The organism is Ralstonia sp. 24A2 (genome assembly GCF_051783885.1).
GTDB lineage: Bacteria > Pseudomonadota > Gammaproteobacteria > Burkholderiales > Burkholderiaceae > Ralstonia.
In genome coordinates, this window is record NZ_JBPVZD010000002.1 from 666,127 (window position 1) to 682,057 (window position 15,931).

Annotated in this window: 14 protein-coding genes; 10 read left to right on the plus strand and 4 right to left on the minus strand. The window is 66.0% G+C overall.

The window, feature by feature from the left end; genetic code table 11:
- Nucleotides 1-12 precede the first annotated feature (12 nt).
- The 4 genes from mrdA to ACS13N_RS07925 all read right to left on the minus strand — a co-directional run bounded on the left by mrdA (nucleotide 13) and on the right by ACS13N_RS07925 (nucleotide 5,303).
- Nucleotides 13-2,439 carry a penicillin-binding protein 2 gene (gene mrdA, locus ACS13N_RS07910; protein WP_438931141.1) on the minus strand — a complete coding sequence of 809 codons (2,427 nt, stop codon included), beginning with the start codon at nucleotides 2,437-2,439 and terminating at the stop codon, nucleotides 13-15.
- Nucleotides 2,440-2,481: 42 nt separating this feature from the next.
- Complete coding sequence (gene mreD / locus ACS13N_RS07915; protein ID WP_438931142.1) at nucleotides 2,482-2,994, minus strand: rod shape-determining protein MreD; 513 nt, start codon at nucleotides 2,992-2,994, stop codon at nucleotides 2,482-2,484.
- 12 nt (nucleotides 2,995-3,006) lie between these two features.
- Complete coding sequence (gene mreC / locus ACS13N_RS07920; protein WP_438931143.1) at nucleotides 3,007-4,050, minus strand: rod shape-determining protein MreC; 1,044 nt, start codon at nucleotides 4,048-4,050, stop codon at nucleotides 3,007-3,009.
- Between the two features lie 209 nt (nucleotides 4,051-4,259).
- Complete coding sequence (locus ACS13N_RS07925) at nucleotides 4,260-5,303, minus strand: rod shape-determining protein (RefSeq protein ID WP_004628293.1); 1,044 nt, start codon at nucleotides 5,301-5,303, stop codon at nucleotides 4,260-4,262.
- Nucleotides 5,304-5,788: 485 nt separating this feature from the next.
- Between ACS13N_RS07925 and gatC the strand changes: the two genes are divergently transcribed.
- The 10 genes from gatC to ACS13N_RS07975 all read left to right on the plus strand — a co-directional run bounded on the left by gatC (nucleotide 5,789) and on the right by ACS13N_RS07975 (nucleotide 15,919).
- The gene (gene gatC, locus ACS13N_RS07930) at nucleotides 5,789-6,088 is read left to right on the plus strand and encodes an Asp-tRNA(Asn)/Glu-tRNA(Gln) amidotransferase subunit GatC (protein ID WP_438931144.1); all 300 of its coding nucleotides are present in this window, start codon (nucleotides 5,789-5,791) and stop codon (nucleotides 6,086-6,088) included.
- 79 nt (nucleotides 6,089-6,167) lie between these two features.
- Complete coding sequence (gene gatA / locus ACS13N_RS07935) at nucleotides 6,168-7,655, plus strand: Asp-tRNA(Asn)/Glu-tRNA(Gln) amidotransferase subunit GatA (RefSeq protein ID WP_438931145.1); 1,488 nt, start codon at nucleotides 6,168-6,170, stop codon at nucleotides 7,653-7,655.
- Nucleotides 7,656-7,702: 47 nt separating this feature from the next.
- On the plus strand, nucleotides 7,703-8,194 hold the full coding sequence (locus ACS13N_RS07940; protein ID WP_438931146.1) for a hypothetical protein: 492 nt from the start codon (nucleotides 7,703-7,705) through the stop codon (nucleotides 8,192-8,194).
- Nucleotides 8,194-9,159 carry a dienelactone hydrolase family protein gene (locus tag ACS13N_RS07945; RefSeq protein WP_438931147.1) on the plus strand — a complete coding sequence of 322 codons (966 nt, stop codon included), beginning with the start codon at nucleotides 8,194-8,196 and terminating at the stop codon, nucleotides 9,157-9,159. Before ACS13N_RS07940 ends, ACS13N_RS07945 begins: the two co-directional genes overlap by 1 nt.
- Nucleotides 9,160-9,230: 71 nt before the next feature.
- A complete protein-coding gene (gene gatB / locus ACS13N_RS07950) occupies nucleotides 9,231-10,697 on the plus strand; it encodes an Asp-tRNA(Asn)/Glu-tRNA(Gln) amidotransferase subunit GatB (protein WP_438931148.1) in 1,467 nt (488 codons plus the stop codon).
- Nucleotides 10,697-11,395: a DUF484 family protein gene (locus tag ACS13N_RS07955; protein ID WP_438931149.1), complete on the plus strand. Its 699-nt coding sequence runs from the start codon at nucleotides 10,697-10,699 to the stop codon at nucleotides 11,393-11,395. Before gatB ends, ACS13N_RS07955 begins: the two co-directional genes overlap by 1 nt.
- A gap of 11 nt (nucleotides 11,396-11,406) precedes the next feature.
- Nucleotides 11,407-12,396: a tyrosine recombinase XerC gene (gene xerC, locus ACS13N_RS07960; RefSeq protein WP_438931150.1), complete on the plus strand. Its 990-nt coding sequence runs from the start codon at nucleotides 11,407-11,409 to the stop codon at nucleotides 12,394-12,396.
- Nucleotides 12,397-12,443: 47 nt separating this feature from the next.
- Nucleotides 12,444-13,640, plus strand: a complete 1,197-nt coding sequence (locus tag ACS13N_RS07965) for a class I SAM-dependent rRNA methyltransferase (protein WP_438931151.1) — start codon at nucleotides 12,444-12,446, stop codon at nucleotides 13,638-13,640.
- Between the two features lie 78 nt (nucleotides 13,641-13,718).
- A complete protein-coding gene (locus ACS13N_RS07970; RefSeq protein WP_438932811.1) occupies nucleotides 13,719-14,237 on the plus strand; it encodes a metal-dependent hydrolase in 519 nt (172 codons plus the stop codon).
- 155 nt (nucleotides 14,238-14,392) lie between these two features.
- Nucleotides 14,393-15,919: an FAD-dependent oxidoreductase gene (locus ACS13N_RS07975; protein ID WP_438931152.1), complete on the plus strand. Its 1,527-nt coding sequence runs from the start codon at nucleotides 14,393-14,395 to the stop codon at nucleotides 15,917-15,919.
- The last annotated feature ends 12 nt before the right edge of the window (nucleotides 15,920-15,931 follow it).

Sequence of the window (15,931 nt, forward strand, 5' to 3'; positions counted from 1 at the left end):
CAAGCGCGAATGTCAGGGCGCGGCCGGCGCGGGTTTGGGCGTCGGCTTGGACGCGGGCTTCGATACCGGCTTGTTGCCCGGCTTCGCCTCTTTCCCGCCCTTGGGGCTCGTGGCTGGCGCCGAGGCCGGGGCGGCTGCAGCATTGCCGCGTCCGCGCGGGGGCAGTTCGGGGGCAGGCTGTGCATGCGACAGCGCTTGCAGTACCTGGGCGTCCAGCGTGGCCGGGGCGACGGCGTCGGCGCTGGTGCCGGCCTCGCGCAGGGCGGGCGACACCAGATCCGGTGACATCGGCGGCGTGCTGCGCGCGGTGCCGGCGGCCACGGACGACGCAGCCGGTATCGAAGCGGCGGCCACGCCACTGGCGGCCGGCGCTGCCACGGCGGAAACGGCTGCGACCCCCGATGCCGTTTGCGCCACCACCTCTGCCGCCACTTGCGGCGTGGCCGTGGCGCTGGCGATGGTGGCGGTCTTGCCAGTCGAGAACACGCTGGGCGTATCCACTGGCGGTTGCGGTTGCGCCTTCGGCGCGGTGGCGACCAGCTCGGTGGGCCACTTGCCGGTCAGGTAGTAGTCCATGACCGCTCGTGCAATCGGCGCCGCCGAGGCTGCGCCAAAGCCGGCGTTTTCCACGATCAGCGCCAGCGCGATCTTCGGATGGTCTGCGGGGGCAAAGGCTTCGAACAGCGCGTGGTCGCGCTTGTTCTCGGGAATCGCGTGGTGGTTGTACTTCTCGTTCTTGCCCAGCGAATACACCTGCGCCGTACCGGTCTTGCCCGCCGACACGTACTGCGCGCCGATGAATGCCTTGGCTGCCGTACCTGCCTGGTTCACGCCCACCATGGCGCGCTTGATCACGTCGATGTTGGCTTGCTTGAGCGCAATCCGGTAGCTCTCGGTCGGTACCGTCAGCGTGCGCGACTTGGACAGCGAATCTTCAACGGCCTTCACCAGGTGGGGCTTCATCACCACACCGTTGTTGGCCAGCGTCGACACCGCGTGCGCGAGCTGCAGGATGGTGAAGTTGTTGTAGCCCTGGCCGATGCCCAGCGAGATCGTTTCACCGTCGTACCACTTTTGCTGCTCGGGGCGCTTGTAGGCTTTGCGCTTCCAGTCGGTGGACGGCAGGATGCCGGTGCGCTCGCCTTCAATGTCGATGCCTGTGACCTGCCCGAAGCCGAACGGCTTCATGAAGTCGTGGATGGCATTGACGCCCATGTCGTTGGCGAGGCGGTAGTAGTACGTGTCGCACGACGCCACGATGGAGCGGTACATGTCGACCCAACCGTGCCCGCCCGGTACGTCGTCGCGGAAGGTGTGGTTGCCCAGCGTGAACGAGCCCGGATCGGCCATGCCCCATTGCGGCGTGCGCTTGCCCAGCTCGAGCGCGCCCAGTGCCATGAACGGCTTGTACGTCGAGCCCGGCGGATACGTGCCGCGCAGCGGACGGTTCAGCAGCGGCTTGTCGGGCGAGTTGTTCAGCTCGTTCCAGGTCGCGCTGTCGATGCCTTCGATGAACAGGTTCGGGTCAAACGTCGGCTTGGAGACGAAGGCCAGGATGTCGCCCGTCTCCGGTTCGATCGCCACCAGCGCCCCGCGGCGGTTGCCGAAGAGTTGTTCGGCCAGGCGCTGCAGGTTGATGTCGAGCGACAGGATCAGGTTGTTGCCCGGCGTCGCCTGCGAGGTCGAGAGCGTACGGATCGGTCGCCCGCCCGCGCTCACTTCCACCTCTTCGTAGCCGGTCAGGCCATGCAGCTCGGTCTCGTAGCTCTGCTCGATGCCGACCTTGCCGATGTATTCGGTGCCGCTGTAGTTGTTGGCGTCCTTGCGCGGGTCGTATGTGACGTTGGGCTGGCTGTTGGCATCGCTCATGTTGTCGATGCGGTCCAGGTCACGCTCGGAGATGCGGCCGATGTAGCCGATCACGTGCGATGCCGACTCGCCCAGCGGGTACTGGCGGAACAACCGCGCGTGCACATCCACGCCCGGAAAGCGGAAGCGCTGCGCCGAGAACCGCGCGACTTCCTGATCGGTGAGCTGGCTGCGGATCGGCAGGCTCTCAAAGCTGCGCGCGTCTTCCATCAAGCGCTTGAAGCGGCGACGATCGCGCTGCTGGATGTCGACCACCTGCGCAAGCTGGTCGATGGTGTTGTCCAGCGTGTCCTGTAGCTTGGACGGCGTGATCTCCAGCGTGTACGCCGAGTAGTTGCGCGCCAGCACCACGCCGTTGCGGTCCATGATGATGCCGCGGTTGGGCTCGATCGGCGCCACCGAGATGCGGTTGTCTTCTGCCTTGGCCGAGTACTGCTCGTGCTTGACCTCCTGCAGCCAGAAGAAGCGCGCCAGCAGCAGCCCGAAGCAGATCACCACGAACAGGGCGGCCGCCGCCAGCCGCAGGCGGAAGCGCGACAGCTCCTGTTCGACGTTGCGGATCTCGGTCATGCCAGGTGAGCGCTAACAGCGAAGGACATCAGATCGGACGCCTTAGATTGGCCGAGTTTCGTCGACGCTCTCCGGCCGGCGCTGCGGCGCCAGCAGGATGGCATTGGCGAACGGCCAGAGCGCCGCTTCGATCAGTGGCGGCAGGATGACCTGCCAGTCGGGCAGGCGCGCACCCATCAGCAGGCGGATGACGATCGGCACCGCATGCGCGAGCACCAGCAGTGGCAGCACGTGCAGCGCCTGCGACAGCACCGAGAACCACAGCACGCGCCGGTGGATCGTGATCGCAAAGTACGACAGCAGCGTGTAGGCCATCGCGTGCTCGCCCAGCAGGCGCGCCTCGTGCACGTCCATCAGCAGGCCCAGCAGGAAGGCCACCACCATGCCCACGCGGCGCGGCTGGTGGATGTTCCAGAACACCAGCACCAGCGCCACCAGATCGGGAATCCACTGCATGTGGCCCCAGGGCATCAGGTTGAACAGGAACGCCAGCACAAAGCTGAAGGCGATGAAGCCGGGGTTGACCGGGCGTAGCAGGTATTGGGGCGAGTTCATGCGTGTCGCCTCTTAGCGTTTGACCGCTGGATCAGCGGTATCCAGCGGATTGCCGTCAGCGTCGGTCGGGCGCGGCGGCGTGGTGTTTTCTTCAGCGGCGGGCCCAGGCACGGCGGCCTCGGCGGCGGCACGTGCGGCGCGGTCCTTCTCTTCGCGCGCATCGCGGGCGGCGTTCTTGCCCTTGGGGGTGGCTGGCGGCGCCAGATCCGTCGGTGGCGGGAAGCCCGATTCGTATTTCACGATCAGCAGGTGCCGGTTGCTGCGGATGCCGGCCACCGGCTCGCAGATCACGCGTGAGAACGCGGTGTCGGCCTTGCGCTCGATCTGGGCGATGCGCGCGACCGGCAGGCCCGCCGGGTACACGCCGTCCAGTCCCGAGGTCACCAGCAGGTCGCCTTGCTGCAGATCGGCCGAGGCGGCCATGAAGCGCAAGTCCAGCGCACCCGGGCGGGCACCGCCAAAGGCCACGCTGCGCAGGCCGTTGCGCACGACTTCCACAGGAATCGCCTGGTCCTTGTCGGTCAACAGCGTCACCTGCGATTCGAACATCGACACGCGCGTCACCTGGCCGACCACGCCGCGATCATCGATGACCGGGTAGCCAGCGCGCACGCCATCCTTCGAACCACGGTCAATGACGATGCGCTGGGTGTACGGATCGCGCGCTTCGTACAGGACTTCCGCCGCCACGGTGGGTACGGCGGCGTGCTGCTTCAGGTTGAGCAGCGTGCGCAGGTTGCGGTTTTCGGCTTCGAGTTGCGAGGCGCGCAACGATTGCTGGGCCTGTGCCACGGCCGACTCACGCAGGTTGCGGTTGTCGGCGGCGAGCGAGGTGGACGATTGTGTGTAATCCAGTGCAGCACGCACCGTGTCGCGCGGGATCAACACCAGGCGCTCGACGGGGTACAGCACCACCGACACGACCTGCCGGACCACACCCAGCACAGACATGCGAGCATCGATCACCAGCAGCGCGAGCGCGAGCGCGAGCAGGGCGACCAGCCGCGCGGTGGCAGACGGGCCCTGCTTGAAGAGGGGCGGCGGGGAGTAATCCATGACCCGGACGCTTCAGATGCACACGGCAGGCGCTGGACGATCAACGTCAGCGGCTTGCCGGTAACGGATTAGGTGTGGCGTCGGTGCGGTGCCTGGACCCGGGGCGGGCGGAGCACGGCGCACCGGCGCGGGACGCATCTCAGCGGTCCGCAAAGGCCGCTGGCGCGGCCATCAGAACGGAGCGCGGAAGAGCGTGGCGCATGATCCCGTTATTCGTACGAGAAGATGCTGCCGAGCTTGTCCATGCGCTCCAGCGCCATGCCCGAGCCGCGCACCACGCAGGTCAGCGGGTCTTCGGCCACCAGCACCGGCAGGCCGGTTTCTTCGGCCAGCAGGCGGTCCAGGTCGCGCAGCAGCGCGCCGCCGCCGGTGAGCATCATGCCGCGCTCGGCAATGTCGGCGCCCAGTTCCGGCGGGGTTTGTTCCAGCGCGATCTTCACCGACGACACGATCTGGTTCAGCGGATCCGTCAGCGCTTCCAGGATTTCGTTGGACGACACCGTGAAGGCGCGCGGAATGCCTTCCGACAGGTTGCGGCCCTTCACTTCCATCTCGCGCACTTCGGAGCCCGGGAAGGCCGAGCCGATTTCCTTCTTGATGGCCTCGGCGGTCTGTTCGCCGATCAGCATGCCGTAGTTGCGGCGGATGTAGTTGACGATGGCCTCATCGAACTTGTCGCCGCCCACGCGGACCGAACCCTTGTAGACCATGCCGCCCAGCGAGATGATGCCCACCTCGGTGGTGCCGCCGCCAATGTCTACCACCATCGAGCCCGACGGCTCCGACACCGGCAGGCCGGCGCCAATGGCAGCGGCCATCGGCTCTTCAATCAGGTACACCTGCGAAGCACCGGCGCCCAGCGCCGATTCACGGATGGCGCGGCGCTCGACCTGGGTCGAACCGCACGGCACGCAGATGATGATGCGCGGGCTCGGGCGCAGCAGCTTGGTGTCGTGCACCATCTTGATGAACTGCTTGAGCATCTGCTCGGTGACGGTGAAGTCGGCGATCACGCCGTCCTTCATCGGGCGGATGGCTTCAATATTGCCCGGCACCTTGCCCAGCATCTGCTTGGCTTCCTTGCCGACCGCCTGGATGGTCTTCTTGGCGTTCGGGCCGCCTTCCTGGCGAATGGCCACCACTGACGGCTCGTCGAGGACGATGCCTTTGTCGCGGACGTAGATCAGGGTGTTGGCGGTGCCGAGGTCGATCGCGAGATCGTTGGAGAAATAGCTACGCAAAAAGCCGAACATCGAATGAATCCTGTTTTCGAGTCATGGGCGGCCCAGCAGCAGGATCACGGTCAATGGCTACACCGATACGCGGACGTCGCATGGCTACCATACGGTCCGATCCTGCTACTGCGCTCCCGGGAATGTCGCGGGCTCCGTGGTGGTCGGCGGTGGGGTGCCGTGGCACTGGCCATCCTGCCGAGGGTGAGCCGCCCGGAGGGGGCGGCCCCAAGGAACCTTTGATTAAGTGTCGCCAGATGCTGACGGCGGCGTCGCCGGGAGGTTCCCGGCCACTTAATCAGAGGGTCCGTGGCTGCACGAAGTCGCCTGCTGACTTAGAAATTTAGTCGGCAATCATACCTTATAATTCTGGCGTTTCGCGGGCGTTTGCCTCCAAATTTGCTGCAGATCGGCCCAACCTGAGCGCGCCTTGCGCGCAGTAGCCGTCGCTTGCCGCAGGTTGCGCAAATGGCCTGGCCCGCCGCTGCACCTACTGACCTACTCCGATGGCACTCGAACTCTCCGACGTCAAACGCATCGCCAACCTCGCCCGCATCAAAGTCTCCGATGGCGAGGCCGCGCAGACCCTCACCCAGCTCAACCAGTTCTTCACGCTGGTCGAACAGATGCAGGCCGTGGACACCACCGGCATCGAGCCGATGGCCCACCCGATCGAGCTGGTCCAGGTGCCGGCCCAGCGCCTGCGCGACGACGCCGTCACGGAAGGCGACCGCCGCACCGACTACCAGCAATGCGCCCCGGCCACTGAGGCTGGTTTGTACCTCGTGCCAAAAGTGATCGAGTAATCGGCGCCCAAGCGCGCGACTTGAGCCTCCCCTATTTGCTGTCGCCGGCCGCAGCCGGCAGCCCATCCGAACGACTTCGATGACCGCATCCACGATCAAAGCCCTGTCTGCCCAACTCGCCGCCAAGGAGGTTTCGGCGGTGGAACTGGCGCGCCACTACCTGTCGCGCATTGATGCCGGGGCACACCTGAACGCCTTCACCCATGTCGATGCCGAGGCCACGCTCGCGCAGGCGCAGGCCGCCGACGCGCGCATTGCGGCAGGCAATGCAGCGCCGCTGACCGGCGTGCCGATCGCGCACAAGGACGTGTTCGTCACCCGTGGCTGGCGCGCCACGGCGGGCTCCAAGATGCTCGCCGACTACGTCAGCCCGTTTGACGCCACCGTGGTCGAGCGCCTGGGCGCCGCCGGCATGGTGACGCTAGGCAAGACCAACATGGACGAGTTCGCCATGGGCTCGTCCAACGAGAACTCGGCCTTCGGCCCGGTCAAGAACCCGTGGAACGTCGAGTACGTGCCGGGCGGCTCGTCGGGTGGCTCGGCGGCGGCGGTGGCGGCCGATCTGGCCCCCGCTGCAACGGGTACGGACACGGGCGGCTCCATCCGCCAGCCGGCATCGTTCTCGGGCATCACCGGCATCAAGCCGACGTATGGGCGCGTGTCGCGCTACGGCATGATTGCCTTCGCCTCGTCGCTGGACCAGGGCGGCCCGATGGCGCGCACCGCCGAGGATTGCGCGCTGCTGCTCTCTGCCATGGCCGGCTTTGACCCGCGCGATTCCACCAGCCTGGAACCGGGCCGCGGTGGTGATACGGAAGACTTCACCCGCCTGCTTGGCCAACCGCTGCAAGGCGCCGATGCTGCGCGCCCTCTGGCCGGCCTGCGCATCGGCCTGCCCAAGGAGTATTTCGGTGAAGGCCTGGCCGACGACGTGCGTGCCACCGTGCGCGCCTCGCTGGCGGAGCTGGAAAAGCTCGGCGCCACGCTGGTCGACATCAGCCTGCCCAAGACCGAACTGTCGATCCCGACGTATTACGTGATCGCCCCGGCCGAGGCCTCATCCAACCTGTCGCGCTTTGACGGCGTGCGCTATGGCCACCGCGCAGCGGAATACCGCGACCTGGCCGACATGTACCGCAAGTCCCGTGCCGAAGGTTTCGGCTGGGAGGTCAAGCGCCGCATCCTGGTCGGCGCCTATGTGCTGTCGCACGGTTATTACGACGCGTACTACCTGCAGGCGCAGAAGATCCGCCGCATCATCGCGCAGGATTTCCAGAACGCGTTTGGTCAATGCGACGTGATCATGGGCCCCGTGGCGCCGACCGTTGCGTGGAAATTGGGTGAGAAGAGCGACGATCCGGTGCAGATGTACCTGGAGGACATCTTCACGCTGTCGACCAGCTTGGCGGGCCTGCCGGGCATGAGCGTGCCGGCCGGTTTTGGCGCAAACGGTCTCCCGGTTGGCTTGCAGATCATTGGCAACTATTTTGAAGAGGCACGCATGCTGCAGATCGCGCATGCGTTCCAGCAGGCGACCGACTGGCACACGCGCCAACCGGCAGCCTGACGGCAATCTCAGGCGCTCGGACCATCGCTGCACCGCAGGAGGCACGCATGAACCCCCGCATCCGCAACGTACTCGGGCTGGCGCTTGTCGCCGTCCTGCTGGCGGCCTGCGTGCCCATCCCGCTGCCATCGTTACCGGGTATTCCTGGCTTTGGGCGTCCATCGGGGCCGCCGCCGATTGCCGATCGCACCATCAGCGTCAACGGCTACTGCAGCCAGACCGAGGAGGACGGCTTCCGCGAGCAGGCGACGCTCACCGTGGCCAACAACAACGTCAGCGCGTTGCAGTGGCAGTTGTGGGTCGGCCGTCGCGGTTCGTGCCAGTTTGACCTGTCGACGTTCCAGCAGACCAAGCGCCGCCCGAGCATCGAGCTGCGTGAGCGCACCGGCAGCTGCACGCTGATGGTCTGGCAGGACCCGCGCCGCGTGACGCTGGCGCACGCCAACTGTGAGGCGCATTGCACGCCCGGCATCTACGAAGAAGCTTGGCCCGTGATGTTCGATCCGCAAACGGGCCAGTGCGCCCGGAATGCCCGGTGATGCGTGCATCGCTTCGGATGGTGGCGGTGTTGATGAGCGCCCTGCTGGCGCTGCACGCGTTCGCCCAGCCGACGCCCGACGCGGAAGGCGCCCTGCCGGATATGCCGGCCGCGCGGGCGCCGTCGGCAGCAGAGCTGGGTGTGCAGACGGTGGAAATTCCGCGCGCGGTCATGAGAGACGCCGAAGACGCGCCGCAGACGTTGACCGCGTACTGGGTTGTTCCCGCAGGCAAGGCACCGGCCGCCGGTTTGCCGGTGGTGATCGCGCTGCATGGCTGCAGCGGTTTGTACACGCAGGCTGGCGCCGATGCGAAAGCGCTGGGCACGCGCTATCGCGGTTATGCGCAGTGGCTGGCCGCGCGTGGTTACGCGGTGGTGCTGCCCGACAGCTTTGGCCCGCGCGGCAAACCGCATGGCATCTGCACCGAGCGGTTTGCGGCACGTGATATCAACGGTGCCGTGCGCCGCGCAGACGTTCTGGCGACGATGCGCTGGGTGGCTGCGCAGCCGGGCGTGGATGCCCGTCGCATCGTGCTGCTGGGCTGGTCCAACGGCGCGCAGGCCGTGCTGGAAACCGTGGACGCGAGCCTGGCCTGGCCCGCCGACACGCCGGCTGTGGAGCGCGCGGTGGCGTTCTACCCGGGCTGTGCCGCTGCACTGCAGCGTGCGAAGTATCAGTTGAATGCGCCGTTGCTGCTGCTGGCGGGCGGCAATGACGATTGGACGCCCGCCGACCGATGCCAGGCCCTGCAGACCGCGGTGCTGGCCCGTCAGCCGCAGGCGCGCTTTGAGCTGGAGACGTTCGGCGGGGCCTATCATGGCTTCGATGGCACGGCACCGGTTACGGAGCGCAGCGGCGTCCCGAATGGGCGTCGTCACGGAACGGTCACCGTGGGTGGCGATCCGGCGGCACGCGAGGCCGCCTTCGCGAAGCTTGCGGCCTGGCTTGACGCGCCGCGCCCCTGATCGCACAGCAGTACACGAAACCACGAACACCTAGACATTCACACCACAACAATCGACAGGACACACGCAACATGCAATGGGAAGTGGTGATCGGCCTCGAGACGCATACGCAGCTCTCGACGGTCTCGAAGATTTTCTCCGGCGCCTCCACCGCATTCGGTGCTGAGCCCAACACGCAGGCCGCGCCGGTGGATCTGGCGCTGCCAGGCGTGCTGCCGGTGCTCAACAAGGGCGCCGTCGAGCGCGCCATCGTGTTCGGCCTGGCCATCGGCGCCAAGATCGCGCCCAAGAGCATCTTCGCGCGCAAGAATTACTTCTACCCGGATCTGCCCAAGGGCTATCAGATCAGCCAGTATGAGATCCCGGTGGTGCAGGGCGGCACGCTCACCATCCAGGTGGAAGGCAAGAACGGCCAGCCTGGTTACGAGAAGGTCGTGCAACTGACGCGTGCCCACCTGGAAGAGGATGCCGGCAAATCGCTGCACGAAGACTTTGCGGGCATGACCGGCATCGACCTGAACCGCGCCGGTACGCCGCTGCTGGAAATCGTGACCGAGCCCGACATGCGCAGTGCGGCGGAAGCTGTGGCCTACGCCAAGGCACTGCACGCACTGGTGATGTGGCTGAGCATTTGCGACGGCAACATGCAGGAAGGCAGCTTCCGCTGCGATGTGAACGTCTCCGTGCGCCCGGGCCCTGACGCGCCGTACGGCACGCGCTGCGAGATCAAGAACCTGAACTCGTTCCGCTTCATCGAAGATGCCATCAACTGCGAAGTGCGCCGCCAGATCGAGCTGATCGAAGACGGTGGCACCGTGGTGCAGGAAACCCGCCTGTACGACCCGGACCGCAAGGCAACGCGGCCGATGCGCAGCAAGGAAGACGCGCAGGATTACCGCTACTTCCCCGATCCGGACCTGCTGCCGTTGGTGATCGGCGCGGACTGGGTCGACGCCGTGCGCGCCAAGCTGCCCGAGCTGCCGGCCGCGATGGCTGCGCGCTTTGAATCGGCCTATGGTCTGCCGAAGTACGACGCGAGCATCCTGACTGCCACCAAGGCAACGGCTGCGTACTTTGAAGCCGTGGTGGCCGATGCCGGCGCCGCCAATGCCAAGGCTGCCGCAAACTGGATTATGGGTGAGCTGGCCTCGAACCTGAACCGCGCGGATCTGGAAATCGACGCAGCGCCGGTCAAGCCTGCACAACTCGCCAAGCTGCTCGCGCGCATTGCCGACGGCACGATCTCGAACAACACCGCCAAGAAGGACGTCTTCCCCGCCATGTGGGCCGGCGAACATGGCGCCGATGCCGACGCGATCATCGCCGAGAAGGGCCTGAAGCAGATGTCGGATTCCGGCGAGCTGGAGAAGATCATCGACGATGTGCTGGCGGCCAACGCCAAGTCGGTCGAGGAGTTCCGCGCGGGCAAGGAGAAGGCGTTCAACGCGCTGGTCGGCCAGGCCATGAAGGCCACGCGCGGCAAGGGCAACCCCGCACAAGTCAACGAATTGCTGAAGAAGAAACTGGGCGCAGCCTGATGAGCACCATGAACGCACAAGACGTCGCCAACTACCTGCAAGCGCATCCGGCCTTCTTTGAAGAGCACGCCGAGCTGCTGGCCGCCATCCAGCTGACCAGCCCGCACAGCCACCGTGCCGTGTCGCTGCAGGAGCGCCAGATGGAAATCCTGCGCGACAAGAACAAGCACCTCGAACTCAAGCTGTCGGACCTGATGCGCCACGGCAACGAGAACGACCGCACGCAGCAGCGCGTGCACGCCTGGACGACGCGTCTGCTGGGCGAGGCCGACACGCACGCGCTGCCGTATGCCGTGCAGGATGGCCTGCGCGAGATTTTTGAAGTGCCCGCCGTGGCGCTGCGCGTGTGGCAGGTGAACGAAGAGTTTGCGCACCTGGAAGTCGCGCAAGGCGTGAGCGAAGAGGTGCGCCTGTTCGCCACGGGCCTGCGTGCGCCGTATTGCGGCGAGAACGCGGGCTTTGAAGCTGCCGGCTGGCTGGACGCATCGGAAACCGGTGGCGAGGCGACCCAGTCGGTCGCCATCGTCACGCTGCGTGTGCCTGTGCGTGGCGATGCGGACCAGACTGCCGCGCCGGCCTTCGGCCTGCTGGTGCTCGGCTCCCCCGATGCGCGGCGCTTTCACGACGGCATGGGCACGACCTACCTCGCGCAGATCGGCGAACTCGCTGCTGCCACGCTCAACCGCCTGCGCGACTGAGCGCGCGCCACATGCCGCAATCTGCTTCCAACGAGGATCGCGACGCACCCGCGCCGCCGCATCCGCAGATTGCGGCCTACCTCGATGCGCTGAAGTTCGAGCGGCAACTCTCGCCGCACACGCTGGCAAGCTATGGCCATGAGTTGGCCGTATTGCAGCGATTGGGCGCGCAGCTCGCAGCCGGCATCGATCTCACGCAGCTCCAGTCCCACCACATCCGCCGCATGATGGCGCAACTGCACGGCGACGGCCTGTCGGGCCGCAGCATTGCACGCGCGTTATCGGCATGGCGCGGCTGGTACAAGTGGATGGCACTGCGTGACGCGGCGGTGACCGCCAATCCGGTCGACGGCGTGCGTGCACCCAAGAGCCCGAAGCGACTGCCCAAGGCGCTGTCCGTCGAACAGGCTGTCGCGCTCATGGAGCATGTGCCCGGCGATGATGCGCAGACCCTTGGTGACCGCGCCGTCAATGAACTGCTTTACTCGTGTGGGCTGCGCGTCTCGGAGTTGGTTGGTTTGGACGTGCGCCATGTAAAAGCTGGCGAGTACGAGTCAGCAAGCTGGCTGGACCTGGACGCACGCGAGGTGATGGTGCTCGGCAAGGGCAGCAAGCGGCGCACTGTACCGGTTGGCGCAAAGGCCGTCGAGGCGCTGGCCGCGTGGCTGGCGGTGCGCGAGCAACTGGCCAAGCCGGATGCCGCGCCGGAAGATGCGCACGCGCTGTTTCTCTCGTCGCGCGGCAAACGGCTTGGGCGCAGGCAGATTCATCTGCACATGAAGCGCAACGCCATCGCGGCGGGTGTGCCAGTGGATGTGCATCCGCACGTGCTACGGCACTCGTTTGCGACGCACATGCTGCAGTCGTCCGGCGATTTGCGTGCCGTGCAGGAACTGCTCGGACACGCCAGCATCGCCAGCACGCAGGTTTATACTTCGCTCGATTTTCAGCACCTGGCCAAGATCTACGATCAGGCGCATCCCCGCGCGAAGAAGAAGTAACGCGCTGCCCTGATCCCTGTATCGGGGCGCATTCATCTCCCAGTCGTATGCAAACCCTGATTCTCAAGCCCGGCAAGGAGCGCTCGCTGCTGCGCCGGCACCCGTGGATTTTCGCCAACGCCATCGACCGCATGGAAGGCCGCCCGCCGGCCTCCGGTGCAACGGTGGTCGTGCGTGCCGCCAACGGCCAGTTCCTGGCGCGCGCCGCGTTCAGTCCGGTCTCGCAGATCCGCGCCCGCGTGTGGTCGTTCGATGAGGCCGAGCCCATCGACCACGCCTTCTTTAAGCGCCGCATTGCCGCCGCCGTGGCATACCGCCGCGCGTGGGTGCACGACACCGATGCCGTGCGCCTCATCATGGGCGAGGCCGACGGCCTGCCCGGCCTGATCGTCGACCAGTACGGCACGGGTGAAACGGGCCAGTTGGTCTGCCAGTTCAGCGCCACCGGTGTCGAGCACTGGAAGGACGCCATCGTCGCCGCGCTCATCAAGGAGACCGGCTGCCCGAACGTGTATGAGCGCTCCGATGTGAGCGTGCGCGAGCGCGAAGGCCTGGCGCAGGTGACCGGCGTGCTGGCCGGCGCCGAACCGCCAGAAGACCTCTCCGCCACCGAGCACGGCGTGCGCTACTACGTGGACGTGCGCGAAGGCCACAAGACTGGCTTCTACGTCGACCAGCGTGACAATCGTGCACTCGTCGGCGCGCTGGCCAAGGACCGCGACGTGCTCAACTGCTTCTGCTACACCGGTGGTTTCTCGCTGGCAGCGCTCAAGGGTGGCGCGAAGTCCGTCGTGTCGATCGACTCGTCGGGCGAAGCGCTGGCGGTGGCCGAGCGCAATGTCGCGCTGAATGGCTTCGATCCGGCACGCGCGGAGTGGCTCGATGCGGACGTCTTCAAGTCGTTGCGCAACTTCCGCGCGGAAGGGCGCCAGTTCGACCTGATCGTGCTGGACCCGCCCAAGTTTGCGGCGTCGGCCCAGCAGGTGGATCGTGCGGCGCGGGCGTACAAGGAGATCAACCTTGTCGGCATGCAACTGCTGCGGCCGGGCGGTCTGCTGTTCACGTACTCGTGCTCGGGCGCAATCGATGCGGACCTGTTCCAGAAGATCGTCGCGGGCGCGGCCGCCGATGCCAAGGTGACAGCGCGCATCCAGCGCCGCCTGGCAGGCGGTGTGGACCACCCGCTGCTGACGAGCTTTCCGGAAGGCGAATACCTCAAGGGTTTGCTGCTGCAGATCGGCTAGCAATTTGTCGCAATTTTTGGCTTGTTCCCGCAAGCCTCCATTGCGAAGATGCGGCCCTTCGTTTTCCGCATCACGTTGATGGCATCCAACGCAGCACATCATGCGACGGGTTGGGCGGCAGGTTTGATCGCTGCCAGCTTTGTCGCACAGGCTTCCCACACCTCTCTCGAACACCTCGCAAGCATCCTGGCGTTTTGCGCTGCCGTTGCCGGCAGCACGGCGCCTGACTGGATGGAGGTCGCGTGGTGGACCCGCGCACGACGCCTCTGGATTACGCACCGTACCGCCACGCACTGGGGCATCGGCTGGGTGGCGGCGCTGGTTCTGTCTTACCAAGCGCTGAGCCATGATCACCTGTGGGCGCCGCTGCTGTTCGGCTTTGCCTGCGGCGGGCTGATGCACTTGCTGGCCGATTGGCCCAATCCGCTGGGCGTGCCTTGGATCTGGGGGCGCCATTCCCTGAACCTGTGGAAGAGCGGGCGCTGCGACCTGATCGTGGTGATCCTGGCATGGGCGGCGGCGTACTGGCTGGTGCGGCCGCTGTGGGCGACGACGGCATCACGGGTGCTTGCCGGGTTTGCCCATCTGGTGCGCTGAGGTGGCCCAGGCCGACAGGGCGCACACGTTGTGCCGGCAATGTCTGATGGAAGCCGGACGCACGAACGACTAAGTTGGAACCGCCGGACGTATCGCGTCCGAACCCAACTCCGTTTGCGCAACCCTTGCGCAAACGCCCTCACCGGGAGTCGTCGATGACACTGGATGTAACCCGCCAGGACCCTCGCTACAACACGCTCAAGCATGGCTTCAACCTGCGCTGGCCCGCGACCGATGCGCAGGCCGCCGGCCGCATTGCCCTCGTTGAAAAGCCCGACGATGTGGCGCCCGCCATTCAACGCATCGTCAATGCAGGCCAGCGCCCGACCGTGCGCAGCGGTGGCCATTGCTATGAAGACTTCGTCTCCAACAACCCCGACGGCACGATCGTCGACCTGAGCCTGCTCGACTCGCCCGAGGTGCGTGCCGATGGCTCGGTGCACATTCCCGCCGGCACGCAGAACTGGAACGGCTACCTCGAGCTCTACAAGCGCCACAACGTGACGCTGCCCGGTGGCTCATGCTATTCGGTGGGTGCGGGTGGGCACATCTGCGGCGGTGGCTATGGGCTGCTGTCGCGGCTGCAGGGGCTGACGGTGGACTGGTTGTCCGCCGTGGACATCGTCACCGTGGACAAGGATGGCAAGGCGGCCGCCCGCACCGTCGATGCCACGCGCGATCCGGAGCTCTTTCGTGCATGCCGCGGCGCGGGCGGCGGTACCTTCGGTGTCATTACCGGCTACACGTTCGCCAAGCTGCCCGAGGCACCGCGCGAAGTGGCGCTCGCTACCGTGGCCTTCGATTGGGCCAGCATGACGCCCGAACGCTTTGCAGAATTGCTGCGCATCTACGGTGAATACTGGGAAACGCGTGGCAAGGACCCGGACACCTGGGGCATGTTCTCGCTGCTCAAGCTCACGCACAAATCGGCCGGGCAGATCGTGCTGCTCACGCAGTTCTGCAACCCCGATGGCACGTGCCGCGATCTTTCCGTGCTCAACGACTTTCTCGACCGCTTCCAGGCCTGCGCACCGACGGCAGTCAAGGGCCGCCCACCTGGTTACGGCCCGGCGCACAAGCAGGGCACGGGGCAGCTGCTCTGCTCCAAGCCGCACACCATCGTGCAGTACGACTGGCTGACAGCCACGCAGTACCTGAACGGCTCGGGCGCCAACCAGCGTGGCAAGTACAAATCTGCCTACATGAAGCGCGGCTTCACGGCGCGCGAGGCACAGCGCATCTACGTGCACCTCACGCGCACGATGCCGGGCGTGGATTTGAGCCAGTCGCTGCTGCAGGTCGATTCCTACGGCGGCGCAGTCAACAAGACCGAACGCATTGCCGACACGGCCGTGCCGCAGCGCGCGTCCATCATGAAGCTGCAGTACCAGACCTACTGGACATCCGCTGCCGATGACGCCGGCCACCTGCGCTGGATCAGCGATTTCTACCGTGACGTCTACGGCACCCCCGACGTGCCCGCGCCGCACAGCGGCACGCCCTACCCCGGCGACCGCTACGAGGGCTGCTACATCAATTACCCCGACGTCGACATGCTGGCCTACCCGTTCTGGCCGCAGCTCTATTACGGCGATGGCGATCTCTACACGTTCCTGCAACGCGTCAAGCGCCGTTATGATCCGAACAACATCTTCCACCACGCGATGTCTGTGCGTGTGTGAGGAGGAGCCTAT

Bases quoted from the DNA above. Each gene is read 5' to 3' on its own strand.
- mrdA (WP_438931141.1), bottom strand. From the start codon at position 2,439: ATGACCGAGATCCGCAACGTCGAACAGGAGCTGTCGCGCTTCCGCCTG.
- mreD (WP_438931142.1), bottom strand. From the start codon at position 2,994: ATGAACTCGCCCCAATACCTGCTACGCCCGGTCAACCCCGGCTTCATC.
- mreC (WP_438931143.1), bottom strand. From the start codon at position 4,050: ATGGATTACTCCCCGCCGCCCCTCTTCAAGCAGGGCCCGTCTGCCACC.
- ACS13N_RS07925 (WP_004628293.1), bottom strand. From the start codon at position 5,303: ATGTTCGGCTTTTTGCGTAGCTATTTCTCCAACGATCTCGCGATCGAC.
- gatC (WP_438931144.1), top strand. From the start codon at position 5,789: ATGGCACTCGAACTCTCCGACGTCAAACGCATCGCCAACCTCGCCCGC.
- gatA (WP_438931145.1), top strand. From the start codon at position 6,168: ATGACCGCATCCACGATCAAAGCCCTGTCTGCCCAACTCGCCGCCAAG.
- ACS13N_RS07940 (WP_438931146.1), top strand. From the start codon at position 7,703: ATGAACCCCCGCATCCGCAACGTACTCGGGCTGGCGCTTGTCGCCGTC.
- ACS13N_RS07945 (WP_438931147.1), top strand. From the start codon at position 8,194: ATGCGTGCATCGCTTCGGATGGTGGCGGTGTTGATGAGCGCCCTGCTG.
- gatB (WP_438931148.1), top strand. From the start codon at position 9,231: ATGCAATGGGAAGTGGTGATCGGCCTCGAGACGCATACGCAGCTCTCG.
- ACS13N_RS07955 (WP_438931149.1), top strand. From the start codon at position 10,697: ATGAGCACCATGAACGCACAAGACGTCGCCAACTACCTGCAAGCGCAT.
- xerC (WP_438931150.1), top strand. From the start codon at position 11,407: ATGCCGCAATCTGCTTCCAACGAGGATCGCGACGCACCCGCGCCGCCG.
- ACS13N_RS07965 (WP_438931151.1), top strand. From the start codon at position 12,444: ATGCAAACCCTGATTCTCAAGCCCGGCAAGGAGCGCTCGCTGCTGCGC.
- ACS13N_RS07970 (WP_438932811.1), top strand. From the start codon at position 13,719: ATGGCATCCAACGCAGCACATCATGCGACGGGTTGGGCGGCAGGTTTG.
- ACS13N_RS07975 (WP_438931152.1), top strand. From the start codon at position 14,393: ATGACACTGGATGTAACCCGCCAGGACCCTCGCTACAACACGCTCAAG.